The 15628-nt window shown below is 71.9% G+C and carries 13 protein-coding genes; 6 read left to right on the top strand and 7 right to left on the bottom strand.

Annotated elements, in window-relative coordinates; genetic code table 11:
• Positions 1 to 333 precede the first annotated feature (333 nt).
• The 3 genes from Q9R20_RS08820 to Q9R20_RS08810 are packed head-to-tail and all read right to left on the bottom strand — an operon-like array spanning position 334 to position 3619.
• Positions 334 to 1647, bottom strand: coding sequence for a glycosyltransferase (locus Q9R20_RS08820; RefSeq protein ID WP_311248983.1), 1314 nt, complete (start codon positions 1645 to 1647; stop codon positions 334 to 336).
• Positions 1644 to 2630, bottom strand: a complete 987-nt coding sequence (locus Q9R20_RS08815; RefSeq protein WP_311248982.1) for a hypothetical protein — start codon at positions 2628 to 2630, stop codon at positions 1644 to 1646. The genes Q9R20_RS08820 and Q9R20_RS08815 overlap by 4 nt, the downstream gene beginning before the upstream one ends.
• Positions 2627 to 3619, bottom strand: coding sequence for a WcbI family polysaccharide biosynthesis putative acetyltransferase (locus tag Q9R20_RS08810; protein ID WP_311248981.1), 993 nt, complete (start codon positions 3617 to 3619; stop codon positions 2627 to 2629). Before Q9R20_RS08810 ends, Q9R20_RS08815 begins: the two co-directional genes overlap by 4 nt.
• Between Q9R20_RS08810 and Q9R20_RS08805 the strand changes: the two genes are divergently transcribed.
• The 4 genes from Q9R20_RS08805 to Q9R20_RS08790 are packed head-to-tail and all read left to right on the top strand — an operon-like array spanning position 3527 to position 7714.
• The gene (locus tag Q9R20_RS08805; protein WP_311248980.1) at positions 3527 to 4771 is read left to right on the top strand and encodes a glycosyltransferase; all 1245 of its coding nucleotides are present in this window, start codon (positions 3527 to 3529) and stop codon (positions 4769 to 4771) included. The two genes, Q9R20_RS08810 and Q9R20_RS08805, sit on opposite strands and share 93 nt — an antisense overlap.
• Positions 4768 to 5904, top strand: coding sequence for a glycosyltransferase (locus Q9R20_RS08800; protein ID WP_311248979.1), 1137 nt, complete (start codon positions 4768 to 4770; stop codon positions 5902 to 5904). The genes Q9R20_RS08805 and Q9R20_RS08800 overlap by 4 nt, the downstream gene beginning before the upstream one ends.
• Positions 5898 to 6905, top strand: a complete 1008-nt coding sequence (locus tag Q9R20_RS08795) for a hypothetical protein (protein ID WP_311248978.1) — start codon at positions 5898 to 5900, stop codon at positions 6903 to 6905. The genes Q9R20_RS08800 and Q9R20_RS08795 overlap by 7 nt, the downstream gene beginning before the upstream one ends.
• On the top strand, positions 6902 to 7714 hold the full coding sequence (locus tag Q9R20_RS08790; protein WP_311248977.1) for a galactosyltransferase-related protein: 813 nt from the start codon (positions 6902 to 6904) through the stop codon (positions 7712 to 7714). Before Q9R20_RS08795 ends, Q9R20_RS08790 begins: the two co-directional genes overlap by 4 nt.
• Before the next feature lie 164 nt (positions 7715 to 7878).
• Here Q9R20_RS08790 and Q9R20_RS08785 read toward each other — a convergent pair whose 3' ends face one another.
• Genes Q9R20_RS08785 through Q9R20_RS08770 form a run of 4 tightly spaced genes read right to left on the bottom strand, consistent with a single transcriptional unit; the run spans position 7879 to position 12738 of the window.
• A complete protein-coding gene (locus Q9R20_RS08785) occupies positions 7879 to 9561 on the bottom strand; it encodes a glycoside hydrolase family 13 protein (RefSeq protein ID WP_311248976.1) in 1683 nt (560 codons plus the stop codon).
• A 29-nt stretch (positions 9562 to 9590) separates the two neighbouring features.
• Positions 9591 to 10517 carry a carbohydrate ABC transporter permease gene (locus tag Q9R20_RS08780; protein WP_311248975.1) on the bottom strand — a complete coding sequence of 309 codons (927 nt, stop codon included), beginning with the start codon at positions 10515 to 10517 and terminating at the stop codon, positions 9591 to 9593.
• Positions 10514 to 11428: a sugar ABC transporter permease gene (locus Q9R20_RS08775; protein WP_311248974.1), complete on the bottom strand. Its 915-nt coding sequence runs from the start codon at positions 11426 to 11428 to the stop codon at positions 10514 to 10516. The genes Q9R20_RS08780 and Q9R20_RS08775 overlap by 4 nt, the downstream gene beginning before the upstream one ends.
• Positions 11425 to 12738, bottom strand: coding sequence for an ABC transporter substrate-binding protein (locus Q9R20_RS08770; protein WP_311248973.1), 1314 nt, complete (start codon positions 12736 to 12738; stop codon positions 11425 to 11427). Before Q9R20_RS08770 ends, Q9R20_RS08775 begins: the two co-directional genes overlap by 4 nt.
• Positions 12739 to 12852: 114 nt before the next feature.
• On the opposite strand from Q9R20_RS08770, the gene Q9R20_RS08765 reads away from it, so the two are divergent.
• Both Q9R20_RS08765 and Q9R20_RS08760 read left to right on the top strand, forming a co-directional pair.
• Positions 12853 to 14079 carry an ROK family protein gene (locus tag Q9R20_RS08765; protein WP_311248972.1) on the top strand — a complete coding sequence of 409 codons (1227 nt, stop codon included), beginning with the start codon at positions 12853 to 12855 and terminating at the stop codon, positions 14077 to 14079.
• A 184-nt stretch (positions 14080 to 14263) separates the two neighbouring features.
• Positions 14264 to 15547 carry an alpha-amylase family glycosyl hydrolase gene (locus tag Q9R20_RS08760; protein ID WP_311248971.1) on the top strand — a complete coding sequence of 428 codons (1284 nt, stop codon included), beginning with the start codon at positions 14264 to 14266 and terminating at the stop codon, positions 15545 to 15547.
• Positions 15548 to 15628: the final 81 nt, after the last annotated feature.

Raw genomic sequence — 15628 nt, 5'->3', positions numbered from 1 at the left:
CACCCACAGAAACAGTCACCAAGACCTACCCGTGAGGCAGTTCACTTCTATACGCCCACCACAACACGCACACCACCACGAGCGCACCTCGAAGAGGCGGACGTAATGAGGATGTGTGCCGAATGGCAGGACCCCAACTGTAGACCAGAAAGCCGAAACTCTCAAGACCAGATGTCGGGAGCGATTCACCACTTGAGAGGACGCGGGGCCTTCCGGCCGCTCCGCTCTCCCCTGTGGGGCGAACAAGTAAAACTTTACGTCGCACCCGCCCACACAGCCAATCCACCCACATCCCGGGCGTGTCGCACCCCCACACCCGTGAGAACACGCGGATCACACGAGGCGTTCGACACCGCCCCAACCGCCGACCCACGCCTCGACCTGCGGCGCAGACCCCAGCCGGTGGAGGCCGTTCACTCTCTCGGTCCTCTCCTCAGCGACGTCCGTGCTGTTCCATCTGCGAGAGCGAAGTCGGAAACGTCGACTCTCTGCCATACCGACGCGCTCGCCCTCCTCCGTTTCGAGAACGATGCGCCCGATGGGGGCCGTCGTGAGGTCCGCGAGGGCGGACCGCAGGGCCTCGGCGTCGAGGACGACGACCGCCGCATCCAGGTGCACGGTGACGCGCGCGTCCATCGGGCGCTCCCCCACTCGCGGGTCGGTCCGTAGGGCGACGATGTCGGGGACAGCGTCCATCACGATCGCCGCGTGGGGGAACGCCGCCAGCAGCGAGTCGGCAGAGACGAAGGCGGGGGCGGCATCCACTCCCCCGGGGAGATGGAACGCCAGATCGGGGGTCACGGGCAGGAGTCCGCGCCCGCGCGAGCCCTCCACCGGGATCAGGGCGGCCAGCTGCATCGCCTGGCGATTGCCCTCGGCGGCGCGGTCGGCGTGGGAACGGCCGGCCCAGTCGGGCCCGTCATGCCAGGCGACGGCATCCGGGACGTGGGCCAGAGTCGCTCCGGCCTGCCAGGCGCGGTGCGCCCATTCCCAGTCCTCTCCGCCGTAGGACGAGAAGGACTCGTCGAAGCCACCGACCTCGGCGAAGAACGAGCCGGAGCAGGCGAGCACCGCGCTGATGACGTACCGGTAGGAGCGGTCGTCGGCGTGCAGCAGGTTCGCGCTGCGGGCGTAGGCGTCGCGGAGCCAGGCCGGCTCGGTCAGCTCGTGACGCGGACCGGCGTCCTCGACGGGGGCGTCCACCGGGGCACTGGCGAGGTCGGCGTGACGGCGGCGTCCGACCGTCACGGCCTCCGGCAGGAGGGCCGGGAGCCGTGAGATCCGGCGGACGTACGCGGGTTCCGGGGCGGTGTCGGCGTCGAGGAAGCACAGCACCTCGCCGGTCGCGACCGAGGCACCGAGATTGCGCGCGGCGGCGGCGCGGAACCCCCGATCCTCCTGCCGCACGAGACGCACCCCGGGAGGCACCACGGGCGGCTCCGGCGAACCGTCGTCGGCCACCACGATCTCGAGGAGGTCGCGCGGGTGGTCCTGCCGCTCGAGAGCGGCGAGCGTGCGGGCGAGTTCGGCGGGCTGGGCATAGTGGGTGACCACGACCGTCACCCGCGCGGGCTCCGGGTGGCGCTCCGACACCAGATCCCAGCGGTTGCCCGGGACCCACGGCATCCCGTCGCCGACGACGCTCACGAGGCGGCCTCGCCCCACCAGCGCAGGTACGCGCGGGCGGCGTCGGCGCGGCCGAAGGGCACGGGGTCGGCTCCGTGCCAGGTGGACGCGGGATCGAGGCGGGCGGCCGCGATCGCGGGAGCGAGATCCACGTCGTCGAGGACGGTCAGGGTTCCGGGACGCAGAGCCGCCATCTCGTCGACGTAGCGGTTGCGGGCGGCGAGGGGCCGGCGGCCCCACCCGATCCACGACGCCAGCGAACCGGACGCCGACACGTGCCGATGCGCGATCACCGGGACCGCGACGCGCGCGACGCGGGCGGCCATCTCGGCGTCGTCGAGCCAGCCGGTCACCTCGACCGCGACGCCGAGGTCCGCGGCGCGCTGCACGAATCCGGCGAGGTCTGCGGCGTGCCCCTCGGAAGCCCGGCCGAGCACCGTCAGACGCGGGATGCCGGCCCCCGCCGCCGCGGCGAGCGCCTCGTCGTGCCCCTTGCCGGGGTAGAAGTAGCCCAGCACGCCGACCGCATCGTCGTGCTCCGCGGGCGCGAGAGCGGGGACCGCGTCGACGGGCAGCGGCACGACGCCGACGGGCCCGTTCCACACTCCCTCTTCGCGCAGCAGCTCGCGTTCGTGGGCGCTGTTGACGGCGACCCCGCGCGAAGCCTCGATCACGGCGCGGTAGAACGCCCGCCGCCGCGGCCGGTTGCGCTCTCCGTCGGAGAGCTGCGGGACGTCGTGGAGCGTGACGGTCAACGGATGGCGCGACGCCAGGGCGAGCACGTGGTGGGTGGCCTCCTCGGGCGACGCTCCCCACAGCCGATCGGTCACGTGGGCGTGGACCGGGGTCCCGGGCGAGAGGGCGGCGAGCGCATCGGGCGTCGCTACGCGGGCGCGGCCGTCCTCCCGGACGACCTCGGCCGCGATGTCGCGGGCGTACACGGCGACCCCGTGGGGCCCGGGATGGACGAGGAGCACCGGAGGGGCGGCATGCATCTGGCTCATGCGGCGTCCGCCCAGGTGCGCAGGAGGGGCGTCATGCGTGCGACGACGGCGGCGAGCAGCTCGGGGCGTTCGGCGTAGTACGCCAGGTGCGCCTCGCGGACGGCCTCGGCGGGGAGGATCTCCCCGCCGACGGTCCAGTCGGGGCGGGGCTCGTCATCCAGGTTCCACGCGTCGACGACCCAGTCCTCGAGCGGAGCGAGGACACCTGCGAGGATCGGGCGGCCCGGGTCGACCTCGCGTCCGGGGTGCCCGAGCGCGGCGACGATGCGCGCACCCAAGGGGAGGAAGAGCGCATTGCCGGGGTGGTTGACGGTGCGCGCGAGATCGGCGACGACCGGGTCGAGCAGATCGGATGCCGCGACGTCGAGACCGAGGCCCTCGCGGCGCCGCAGCTCGGCGCGGGACGCGTCGGCCAGGGCGTGAACGACGCCGGGCGGGAGAGCGTCGGGGACGACGACCCCCGCGGCCCGGGCGACCGTGCGCACGTCGTGGTAGGCGACCAGCGGCGGATCCTCCGGGAAGTCGGGTAGACGCAGCACCGCCTGGAACGGGTGCAGCCCCGCGAAGCGGACGGCCGGGACGGTCACCGTGCGCGCGCCGGCGGGGAGCGATGCGCGCAGCTGAACGGTGCCGAGCGGCAGAGCGCGGTAGTCGTCGCGGATCGGTTGGACGACGAGGAAGGCGGCGCCGCGCAGCAGTTCGTGGAGCCGTCGGACCTCGTCGGAGGTGAGCTCGTGGACCGCGGGGATGCGGATCGCCGGCAGGGCGTCGGAGGCGACGACGAGGCGCAGCGACTCCGCCTGGCAGTTGCCGACGACGATGCCGTAACCGGCCGGGACCGGGGCTTCTCCGTAGAACTGCGCGTAGTGGGACCGCCGCGCTATCACCGCGTCGCCGTGGTCCGCAAGGCTTCCCAGCCGCGCCGTCTCGCCACCCATGATGTGAACGTATCCGCCGGCGACACCGAGGTCCCAACCGCCCCGTTGCATTGCGATGCGCCTGGCGATGCGGTACGCGCACCGTCACGCACTCATGCACGAGGAGGAGAGAACATCGCCATCGCCGTCCCCCCGGTCCGGGTCGCGGCCGTTCCGTCGGCCCACCCCTACAACGTCGCCGTCTCGGATCCCGCGCGCGTGACACTCCTCGCCGACCCGCCGCCGCCGGGTGCACCCGCCGGTCAATGGTGGCCGCCGCAGGTGCTGCTGCCGTCGTGGCTCGAGGCGAACGCCGCGGACTTCGACGTGGTCCACGTGCACTTCGGGATCGAGTCCTACCGCCCGGACGAGCTCGGCCAGACGGTGGCCGCACTGCGTCGCCTCAATCGCCCCCTGGTCTACACGGTGCACGACCTCGAAAACCCGCAGTTGGACGATCAGCAGGACCACCGGGCATCGCTCGAGGTGCTCGCCGCGGGTGCCGACGCCCTGATCACCCTCACCGACACCGCCGACGCTGAGGTGCGACGGCTCACCGGCCGCGCCACCACGGTGATCCCCCACCCGACCCTCCTCGACGCGGGCGAGGTGCCGATCGGCTCGAGCGATGGGGTCACGCGCATCGGCGTGCACCTGCGCGATCTGCGCCCCAACATCGACGGCGTCGGAACCACCGCGACGCTCGTGCGGGCCGTCGCCGACCTCCGCGCCCAGGGCGCCCGGATCGAGGGCATCGTACGGCTGAACGAGCGTGTCCGCGACGAGGAGGCCGCGGCATCCGTGGATCTGCTCGCACGCGACGCCGACGGCGTGCGCGTCGAACGCGGGGAGCGGCTCGACGACGACGCCCTCGCCCGCTGGCTCGCCGACCTCGACGCGTGCCTGCTTCCCTACCGCCACGGCACGCAGTCGGGCTGGGCCGAGCTCTGCTACGACCTCGCGGTGCCGGTCGTCGGCACGCGGATCGGCCACATCGCGGCGCAGCACCCGGGCGATTTCCACACCTTCGACGTGGGCGACCCGCTCTCGCTCGCGCGGGCGATCGTGGATGCCACCGACCCGGCGTGGTCCACCCCGGGCTCGCCGCGACGGCAGGCGGAGGTGCGTCGCCGCCGCGAGGAACGCCTCAAGGAGCTCGACGCCGTCCGTCGCGCGCATGTCGAGGTATATCGCCGCGTGCTCCGGGCGGAGGCAGCGGCGTGATCCGGGGGCAGCGTCCCTTGCGCGTGCTCGTCGTGGCGCCCTCGCGCTACCCGCTGCGGCAGCCGCACGCGGGCGGTCTCGAAGCGTGCGTGTGGGACCGCGTGCGGTGGCTCCGCGCCCGCGGACACGAGGTGACGCTGTGCGCCGCCGAGGGATCGGATTTCCTCGGTGATGTGGAGGAATTCCGCCTCCCCACTCCGGAGTGGTCACGACCCGAGGACGCGTCCGACACCGACTACCCCCGGGGGTACACCGAGGCGGTCGACGCGGCCTACGACGCCGCCCTCGAGCGCCTGCTCGCCGACCGGCACCTCTACGACGTCGTCGACAACCACAGTCTGAACGCCGCCCCGATCCGATGGAGCGTCCAGGCCGGCATCCCCGTGGTGACGACTTTGCACACCCCGCCGCTCGAGCCGATGCTGGAAGCCGCGGCCGAGGTGCGCGACAGCGCGCACCGCTTCGTCGCCGTGAGCCAGGCGACCGCACGGGCCTGGTCGGCCGAGGGCGTCGACGCGTTCGTGTTCCCCAACGGCATCGACACCGACCAGTGGACGCGCGGCGACGGCGGCACCTCCTGGGTCTGGTCGGGCCGGATCGTGCCCGAGAAGGCCCCGCACCTGGCGATCGCCGCCGCCCGGGAGGCCGGCGCGCACATCGTGGTGGCCGGACGCATCGGCGACGTCGACTACTTCGAGCAGGAGGTCGTCCCCCGCCTCGGCGCGCACGCGCGCTACGTCGGCCCCCTCCGCCAGCCCGACCTGTGCCGCCTCGTCGGCTCGTCGGCCGTGGCGCTGGTCACCCCGATGTGGGAGGAACCGTTCGGTCTCGTCATCGCCGAGGCGCTCGCGACGGGAACGCCCGTGGCCGCCTTCGACATCGGGGGCGTGTCGGAGGTGCTGTCCGGGATGCCGGGATCGGCGACGGTGATGCCCGGAGACGTCGTCGCCCTGGCGCAGGCGGCATCCCAGCTCGCCGAAGAGGGCGCACGCGAACCGCTCACCCGCGTGTGGACACGGCGCGCCGCCGTCCGCCAGCACTCGCTCGCCCAGCGGTACCGCGAGGTCGAACGCGTGCTCGCCTACACCGCACAGCCCGTCGCCGCGCGGCGCGTGCCGGCGGTGTCGTGTTGATCGGCTGGTACATCCACCATCACGGGTACGGGCACGTCGCGCGGTTCCTCGCCGTGCAGCCCCACCTGCGCTGCCCCGTCGTGGCGTTCTCGTCGATGGCCCGCCCCGACGGGCTGGACCCCGCGGTCGACTGGGTGCGCCTTCCGGCCGACGCCGACGTCGTCGAGGGTCCCGACGGCGAGAGCCACGACCCGCGCGACGCCGACCCGACCGCGCGCGGACACCTGCACTGGGCACCCCACGATCACCCCGGCCACCGCGCGCGACTGGCGCGGATCGCCGCCGTCGCGAGTGAGCGGGACCTGCGCGCGTTCGTCGTGGACGTCAGCGCGGAGGTGGTCGCCTTCGCGCGCCTCCTGGGGCTGCGCACGATCGCGGTGACCCAGCCCGGCACGCGCACCGACGCCCCGCACGCGCTCGCGTACGCCCTCGCCGACCGGATCATCGCCCCGTGGGCGCACGGGGCCGTGCCCCGCGCCGGTTTGTCGGCGCACGGTGATCGCGTCGTGTGGACCGGTGGGGTCTCGCGCTACGAAGGACGACCGCGGACCGAACGCTCTCCCGGACGCTCGGTGCTGTTCCTCGGCCGCGTGCTCGAGCCCGAGGTGCGGGCGCACGCGACGGCGGAGCTCTCCGCTCGCGGATGGGACGTCGGGACCGTCGGGCACGACGACGCCTCGCGCGTCGACGACCCGTGGCCCCTCATCACCGGCAGCACCGTCGTGGTCAGCGCCGCCGGACAAAACAGCGTCGCCGACCTGGCCGCCGCCGAGGCGCGCGCCGTGGTCATCGCGCAGGACCGCCCCTTCGAGGAGCAGCACCACACCGCCGAAGCGCTCGAGCAGTGGGGGCTCGCGCGTCGCGCCGAGCAGGGCGTCGGAGCCGCCGACCTCGTCGCTCTCGTCGAGCGTGCAGCAGATGACGCGCCCGACTGGTCGCGGTGGCAGGTCGCCGGAGCCGCGCGCCGCCTGGCCGAGGCCGTCGAAGCGGTCCTGCCGTGACCACCGCCGTCCTCACCGTCGCCTCGAGTGGTCGGCGCGACCACCTCGCGCGTCAGCGTCGCGTCCTCGCCGAGGTCGCACCCGACATCGTGCGCGTGGAGGCCTGGCTCGATGCGGCGCCGCCCGCCGGCATCCCGGATGCCGACACCCTCACGCTGCACCTTCCCCCGGGCCCCCGGGGTATGCGGGTGGGTGAGGGACGCAATCGTGCGGCGGAGGCGGCGATCGCTGCGGGAGCCGACCTGCTCGTCTTCCTCGACGTGGACTGCCTCCCGGGCGACGGGCTGCTCCCGGCGTACCGGTCCGCGGCGGCCGCGCACCCCGACGCCCTGCTGTCGGGCGCGGTGACGTATCTCACGAGCGTGCAGCGCCCCGAACGCGCCGCAGAACTGCCCGCGCACACCCGCCCGCACCGGGCCCGGCCGTCGCTCGCCGCCGGGCAGACACGCCCGGCCACCCCCGCCGAATACGACCTGTTCTGGTCGCTGTCGTTCGCCGCGACACCGGAGACCTGGGCACGGATCGGCGGTTTCCACCCCGGCTACGAGGGCTACGGCGCCGAGGACACCGACCTGGCGTGGACCGCGAGGGACCGCGGCGTCGAGATGCGGTGGGTGGGCGGTGCCGACGCGTACCACCAGTGGCATCCGGTGTCTTCGCCGCCGTGGCAGCACCTCGACGACATCCTCCGGAACGGGCGCACCTTCGCGGACCGCTGGGGCTCCTGGCCGATGGGCGGGTGGCTCGACGCCTTCGCCGCGGCTGGCGCGATCGAGCGCCGCGACGACGGGTGGGTGCGGGTGGGCTGAGGCTCGCGCTGGGTCACGCGTTTCCGTCGACTGTCCAGAACGCGCCGCAGCCACCGAGGGCGACACGGCGTGTCATGGACACTCGACGAGAGATGGCGCGGGCGCCGGGCGGACGAGCACGCAAGCCCCGGCGCGTCGCGTCGGGGCTTGCGTGCTCGAGCGGGTCAGGCGCGGCGGATCCAGGCCGTCGACTCCCCGGCGAGCGCCCCGCCCTCAAGCGGACGGCTCGACAGCAGCACCTCCCCCGCCGGCAGCGGTGCCGGTCCGGTGCCGAAGTTCGTCACGATCGTCCAGCCGTTCGGGCGGGCGAAGGCGACGACGTCGTCGCGACCGGCATCGATCCACTCGAGCCGCTCATCGGTCTGCAGCGCGTGACGCAGATCGAGGGCGCGGCGGTACAGCGAGAGCGTCGACGCGGGGTCGCCGTCCTGCAGGTCGACGGCGTAGGTGGAGAACCACTCCGGCTGCGGCAGGTGCGCCCCGCCCTCGCCGAAGCCGAACGAGGGGCCGTTCTCGCTCCAGGGCAGGGGGACGCGGCATCCGTCGCGACCCTGATCGATGCCGCGGCTGCGGAAGAAGGTCGGGTCCTGGCGTTCGTCGTCGGAGATCTCGGCGACCTCGTGCAGGCCCAGCTCCTCACCCTGGTACAGGTATGCCGAACCCGGCAGACCGAGCACGAACAGAGCCGCGGCCCGCGCGCGCCGCTCTCCCCGCTCGGCGTCGAGAGTCGGCGTCTGCCCGCCCGAGAGCAACCACTCGTTGCCGTGCTTGAGGGTCGGCCGCCCATCGGCGCCGCGCTCGGCGTGGGGCAGGCCGTAGCGGGTGGCGTGACGCACCACGTCGTGGTTCGACAGCACCCACGTGGTCGACGACCCCGACTCGGCGGCGAGCGAGAGATTGTCGGCCACGATGCGGCGGAACTGCCCCGCGTCGAAGTCGGCCTCGAGCAGGTCGAAGTTGAACGACTGGCCCAGGCTCTCGGCCCGGGCGTACAACGGCACCCGCGAGGGGTGCACCCAGGCCTCGGCCACGGCCGTCCGGGGCGGGTCGTACTCGTTGAAGACAGCGCGCCACTCGGCGTAGACCTCGTGCACGTCGTCGCGGTCGAGCAGCGGGTGGTTTCCGTCGATCGGCATCGCGTCGAGTGCGGCCTGGGAGGGGAGCGGCTCGCTGAGGTCCTTCGTGAGCATGTGCGCGACGTCGATGCGGAAACCGTCCACCCCGCGGTCGCTCCAGAAGCGCAGAGTCTTCACGAAGTCGGCGCGCACCTCCGGGTTCGCCCAGTTGAGATCGGGCTGCGAGACGTCGAAGTTGTGGAAGTACCACTGGCCGTCCGCCACTCGCTCCCACCCCGACCCGCCGAACACCGACACCCAGTCGGTCGGCGGCTCCGCCCCGTCGGGACCGGTGCCCTCGCGGAAGATGTAGCGGTCGCGCGCGGCCGAGCCGCGACCGGCGGCCAGCGCCTCCTGAAACCACGCGTGGTCGTTCGAGGTGTGGTTCGGCACGATGTCGACGACGACCCGGATGCCGTGGGCGTGCAGCTGCGCGATGAGCTCGTCCATGTCGGCCAAGGTCCCCAGCCGCGGGTCGACGTCGCGGTAGTCGGCGACGTCGTATCCGCCGTCGGCGAGCGCCGAGGGGTAGAAGGGGCTGAGCCAGATGGCATCCACCCCCAGCTCCGCCAGGTACGGAACGCGAGAGGTGATGCCGGGGATGTCGCCCAGGCCGTCGCCGTTCGTGTCGGCGAAGCTGCGGGGGTAGACCTGGTACACCACGGCCTGGCGCCACCAGTCGGGGGCGTCGGAGAGCTCGCGGGCGTGCACGGAGGGTGCGGCGGTGGTCACGGTGTTCCTTTCGGGGGGGGGAGGGTCTGTCAGCCCTTGACGGCGCCCTGCGTGACGCCGGCCATCACCCATCGCTGGGTGAAGAGGTAGGCGACGATCGCGGGAGCCATGGCCATGAGGTACGAGGCGAAGGCGACGTTGTAGTTGTTGCTGAACTGGGTCTGGAAGAGGTTCTGGCGCACCGGCAGGGTCTGCAGGGCCGGGTCGCTGATGATGAGCGAGGGCATCATGAAGTCGTTCCAGGCGTAGAGGAAGGCGAAGATCCCGACCGTGGCGCTCATCGGCGCCAGCAGCGGGAAGATGAGCCGCCAGAACGTCTGCCAGGTCGTGGCCCCGTCGATGCGCGCGCTCTCTTCCAGCTCGAGCGGGATCGAGCGCAGGAACGCCGTGAACAGCAGGACGCTGAAGCTCAGCTGGAACATCGTGGCGAGGATGATCACGCCCGCCGGGTTGTCCAGACCCACGCGTCCGGTGAGCTGGATCTGCGGGAGCGCCACCACCGGGAAGGGGATGAACATCGCCGCGAGCAGGTAGAAGAACGAGTACCGGAACAGTTTGCGATCCCAGTTGCGCGCGATCGCGTAGGAGGCGAAGGCCGCGAGGATGATGGTCGCCACGACCGTTCCCGCGGTGACCAGCAGCGAGACCGCCAGCCCCACCGGGAACTTCGTGAGGGTCCAGGCCTGCACGAAGCCGTCGAAGCTGACCGGCGACGGAAGCGAGAAGGCGTTGCCGTCGACGACCTGCGTCCCGCTCTTCAACGCCATCGACACGGTGACGTACAGAGGCAGGAGCACCGTCAGCGCGCAGAGCACGAGGATGGTCGTCGTCGACCAGCTGATGCGCTCGGCGCCCACGCGGCGGATGCGGCGGCGCGCCGGCTGGGCGCCCTGCCGTTCGGGGACGGCGAGCTCGGCCTGCTCGAAGGCGAGCGCGGGCTGATTGAGAGCGGTCATGACAGGGTGTTCCTTCCCCGGGTCAGCGAGAGCTGCAGGAGCGAGATGACGACGGCGACGATGAAGAAGAGCGCCGCGTTCGCCATCTGGTACGCGTAGTCGCCTCCGTTGAAGCCGAGGATGATCGACATCGCGACGCTGCGCGTCGCCGTGCCGGGTCCGCCGCCGGTGAGCCCGACGATGATGTCGTAGGCGTTGAGGAAGCCCTTGAAGCCCAGGATGACGTTGATCACGACGTATCCGGCCACGAGGGGCAGGGTGATGCGCAGCAGCTGCTGCGTCTTGCTCGCCCCGTCGAGACCGGCGGCCTCGTACACGTCGCCCGGCACCGCCAGCAGTCCCGCGATGTAGATGAGGAGCGTGCCGGGGATCGCCTGCCACGCGGTGACGACGACGATGGCGACCCACGCGAGGTCGGGGTTGGCGAGCAGGCTCGTCTCGAGCCACGGGATGCCGAGGGCGGCACCCGCCTCGGGCACGGAGTTGCTGAAGAGGAAGTTGAAGACGTAGGCGATGATGATGCCCGAGATGACCATCGGGATCACGAACACCGTGCGCAGCGCCTTCTTGAACCGGATCTGCGCGGTGAGGCCGACGGCGAGCAGGAACGCAGCGATGTTGACCACGACGACGGTCGCGATCGAGAAGCCGAACGTGAACAGGTACGCCTGCAGGATCGCCGGGTCGCTGAAGATCGCGATGTAGTTGGTCAGACCGGTGAAGCTCCACTCGCCGATGCCGATCGAGTCGGTGAAGCTGAAGAAGATACCGATGAGGCCCGGGACGGTGATGGCGAGGGTGAACAGCACCAGCGTGGGCAGCAGGAACAGGTAGTAGATCGGCTCGACGCGGCGGGTGCTGCGCCGAGCGCTCGCTCTCCCGCCCGTGACGATCGTGGTCGTGGTGGTCATCGCTCGGCCTCCTCGCCGGATGCGTCGGTCGTCGAGGCGGGCGGCTGGCGGAAGGCGAGCCGCGACCAGTCCTCGTCCATCGTGCGCAGGGTGGTCTCGGGCGAGGCGCCGAAGATCATCGCCTGCGCGTAGTTGAAGGTCGGGATGGTCTTGGGCACGAGCACCGAGGCGCCCTGATAGATGCGCCCCTCCTCGTAGAAGGGGATCATCCCCGCGACCCGGGGGTCGCTCGGGGGTGGGGCGTCCTTCGTGGGGGCGAAGCCGAGCTGTGACTCGTTGTACGCCTCGATGATCTCGGGCCGATACAGGTATTCGAGGAAGTCGCGGGCGGCATCCTGGTGACGGGAGGCCTCGGGGATGATCGCCGCGAGGTCCATGTTGACCCGGACCTTCCGGTCGTCGGGGTCGTCGGTCATCGGCAGGGGGAAGGTGCCGACGGGCAGGTCGGGCGAGGTCTTCGCGATCTCGCCGAGCGCCCACGGACCCTGGAGGTACATGGCGGCCCGCCCCTGGGCGAACGCGAGGTTGCCGTCGCCGTAGGCCCGGCTCTCGGCATCCGGGTTCGTATAGGTCGAAGCCAGCTCGATCATGCGGTTCATCGGCTCGGTGAAGTCCTTGGCGAACGACACCTGCGAGCCCGGTCCCACCTGATCGCCCTCGGCGGCGAGGCCGTCGAAGAACTCGAGGGTGTCGAGCGAGCCGCCCACGGCGTAGTCGTACCACCCCTGGGCCACGGTCCAGTCGTCTTTGAAGGTGCCGTAGAACGGCGTGATGCCGTTCTGCTGCAGGGTGTCGGAGACCTGCAGGAGCTCGTCCCAGGTGGTGGGGACCTCGAGGTCGAGCTGGTCGAAGATCTGCTCGTTGAAGATGACCGACGCGGCCATCACCGAGTAGGGCAGCGCGCTCGTGCGGCCTTCGCACGAGCCGTACTGGTCCATGAAGGGCTGCAGGTCTTCTCGCACGCCGGCCGCGGCCTCGGTCCCGCTGAGATCGCTGAGCGCGCAGCGCTGCACGAAGCGGGCGACCTCGTAGTTGTAGTTGGCGAGCATGATGTCGGGCGGGTTGCCGCGGACGAAGCTGGCGGAGACGACGTCGACGCCGGAGCTGTCCATCTCGACGCGCACCCGGTCTTGCGAGGCGTTGTACTGCGCGACGACGTCGTTCATGAACGTCAGCGCCTCGCGCTTGCTGAAGGTGAAGCGGATCGTCTCGCGGCCGTCGGCGGAGCACCCCGCCAGCAGGCTCGCCCCGAGCACCCCCACCGCGGTCGCCGCGACCCATCGTCGCCGGGCCCTCATCTTCGTCGACACCTGGTTCCTCCTCCGCCGCACTGCGAATATGTTGTGTCGGTGAGTAAATCTACTCGCCAAATCAATGTCGTGCAGGCAGTATTGCAGTCGAGGCCGAGGGGGTCAAGAGTGCCGATGGATGCCATGACGACGACGCCGTCACTGCGCCGCCACAACCTCGACGCGGTGCTGGCGCGCGTCTGGGACGCCGATGCGTTCACCGCGAGCGACGTGATCGCGGCGGTCGGTCTCACGCGATCCACGGCGATCGACGTGCTCGACGAGTTGACCACGCGCGGCCTGCTCGCGGAGATGCCGAACGCGCGAGCGGTCGGCGAGTACTCGAAGGGGCGACCCGCGCGCCGTTTCGCCTTCCGCCCCGAGGCCGGGGCGGTCGTCGGCATCGACGCCGGGCGGGGACACCTCACGGCGACCGTCGCCGACCTGCGGGGAGCCACCCTGGGCACTTCGCGGCTGCGGGTCGACCCCGAGCTCGACTCCCCCGAACGGCGTCGCCGCGCCGCCGAGGCGACGGTCGGCGCCGCACTCACCCGCGCCCGCCGTTCGCGCGACGACATCGTCGCCCTGTGCGTCGGCGTGCCGGCGCCGGTCGACCGCGCGGGCCGCTCGCCCGTGCACCACGACGGCTTCTGGGCACGGATGAACCCCGACTTCGTGGACACGTTCGCAGCCTGGGCACCCGTGGTCCGCATCGAGAACGACGCCACCCTCGCCGCGGTGGCCGAGGGGACGCACGGGGCCGCCGTGGGCTGCGACAATTACGTCGCGCTCCTCTCGGGAGAGCGCTTCGGCGCGGGGATCAGCGTCGACGGCAGGCTCCTTCGCGGCGCGCACGGCGGAGCCGGAGAGACGGTGGCCTTCGACCAGGTCGAGGGTGTCGGAAGTGCGTGGGGCCTCGCACCCCGGTGCGTCGACGCGGCGCGGACGGCCTTGGCATCCGGAACCGTCCCACCCGACAGCGCGCTGCACGGTCTCGACCCCGAGAGCCTCGATGCCAAGACCGTGCTCGATCTGGCGGCCTCGGGTGATGCCGGTGCTCTGTCCGCGGCACGCGAGGTGGGCCCGGCGCTCGCCGGGGTGGCCGCGATGTTCGGCAGTCTCTTCGACGTGGAGCGGATCGTCGTATCGGGGGCGATCGCCGCGGGCGCGGGGCCCATCATCGAGGCAGCCCTCGACGCGATTCCCGATTCGCTGCACCTGCCCCCGCCGCAGATCGTGGCCTCGACGCTGGGGGCCGACATCGTGTCGATCGGCGCCGTCTCCGCCGCCGTCGAGTCCGCGCGCTCGCGTGCGCTGGACCTCGACGCGTTCGCTCTGCCGGAGGATCGCGCCCGGGCGTGATCTGACGCGCCGCGGCGAGCCGCGCGAGGTGCCAGGAAGCGTCGCTTCCGGGCCCCCGAGGCGACACACCCTGGCACCTCACGTGAGGGGGTGGGGAGAAGGGCGCAACCCGGGCGGGAAGCGAGGAGCCGCCGGATAGCGTCGAGGAAGCCCGGCGTCGATCCCGCCGGACGAAGGAGCACTCATGCCGTCGTGGCCCGAGCACGTCATGTGGTGGCACGTCTACCCGCTGGGATTCGTCGGCGCGCCGATCCGCGACGGGGTGAACCCGGATGCCGAGCCCACGCACCGACTGGACCGGCTCGAGCCGTGGCTCGACCACGTCATCGCGCTCGGGCTGAACGGGCTGCTGCTCGGGCCGGTCTTCGCGTCCGAGACGCACGGCTACGACACCGTCGATCACTTCCGCATCGACCCGCGGCTGGGAGACGACGGCGATTTCGACGCCCTCGTGGCCGCGGCGCGGGAGCGCGGCATCCGGATCCTGCTCGACGGGGTGTTCAACCACGTGGGGCGTGGGCACCCGGCGTTCCAGGACCTGACGGAGGACGGTCCGCAATTGTTCCGCGGGCAGTGGACCGACGGCCGGTTCGAGGCCGAGGTCTTCGAGGGTCATGACGCGCTGGTCGCGCTCGATCACTCCTCGCCCGCCGCCGTCGACCTCGTCGTCGAGGTCATGTGCCATTGGCTCGAGCGGGGCATCGACGGGTGGCGACTGGATGCCGCCTACGCGGTGCCGCCCGCGTTCTGGGCGGAGGTGCTGCCGCGCGTGCGCGAGCGCTTCCCGGAGGCGTGGTTCCTCGGCGAGGTCATCCACGGCGACGGCCCGTCGATCGTGCGCGCGTCGACCATGGACTCGCTGACGCAGTACGAGCTGTGGCAGGGCATCTGGCACGGGATCGCCGACGGCAACCTCTTCGAACTCAGCCACGCCGTCGAACGCCACGACGAGCTGTTGGCGACCTACGCCCCGCAGACCTTCGTCGGCAACCACGACGTCACCCGCATCGCCTCCGCCGTCGGCGCCGGGTTCGTGCCGCACGCCCTGGCGGTGCTGTTCACCGTGGCGGGCACCCCCTCGGTGTACGCCGGCGACGAGTTCGGCTGGACCGGCCTGAAGGAGGAGCGCCTCGGCGGCGACGACGCCGTGCGCCCCGCCTTCCCGCCCACCCCCGCCGACGTGGATGCCGATGACCGCATCCTCCACGCCCACCAGGCCCTGATCGCCCTGCGCCGCCGCAAGCCGTGGCTGTGGCGAGCGCACACCGACGTGGTCAAGGTCTCGAACACGGCCCTCGTGCTGCGGACCGCGATCGGAGACGACGCCGTGGTCGTGGCGGTGAACATCGGCGAGGAGCCGGTGTCCCTGCCGATCGCCGACGGGCGGACGGTGGTCGCCGGTGAGGGAGCGCCGTCGGAGGGCCGGATCGACCTCGGTCCGCGCGGGTGGGCCGTGCTGGAGGCCTGAGCGCGCGGCATCCCGAACCGCCGTGTCCCGATTCCGACGCCGCATGTCCGGAAGCGGTCGTCGAGGCTGCGCTCAGGCAGC

The sequence above is a fragment of the Microbacterium sp. PRF11 genome (assembly GCF_031844085.1).
GTDB lineage: Bacteria > Actinomycetota > Actinomycetes > Actinomycetales > Microbacteriaceae > Microbacterium.
Note: the sequence above shows the minus strand (reverse complement) of the source record. Positions and strands in the feature narration are given on the sequence as shown.

Bases quoted from the DNA above. Each gene is read 5' to 3' on its own strand.
- Q9R20_RS08815 (WP_311248982.1), bottom strand. From the start codon at position 2,630: ATGAGCCAGATGCATGCCGCCCCTCCGGTGCTCCTCGTCCATCCCGGG.
- Q9R20_RS08760 (WP_311248971.1), top strand. From the start codon at position 14,264: ATGCCGTCGTGGCCCGAGCACGTCATGTGGTGGCACGTCTACCCGCTG.
- Q9R20_RS08810 (WP_311248981.1), bottom strand. From the start codon at position 3,619: ATGCAACGGGGCGGTTGGGACCTCGGTGTCGCCGGCGGATACGTTCAC.
- Q9R20_RS08765 (WP_311248972.1), top strand. From the start codon at position 12,853: ATGGATGCCATGACGACGACGCCGTCACTGCGCCGCCACAACCTCGAC.
- Q9R20_RS08775 (WP_311248974.1), bottom strand. From the start codon at position 11,428: ATGACCACCACGACCACGATCGTCACGGGCGGGAGAGCGAGCGCTCGG.
- Q9R20_RS08780 (WP_311248975.1), bottom strand. From the start codon at position 10,517: ATGACCGCTCTCAATCAGCCCGCGCTCGCCTTCGAGCAGGCCGAGCTC.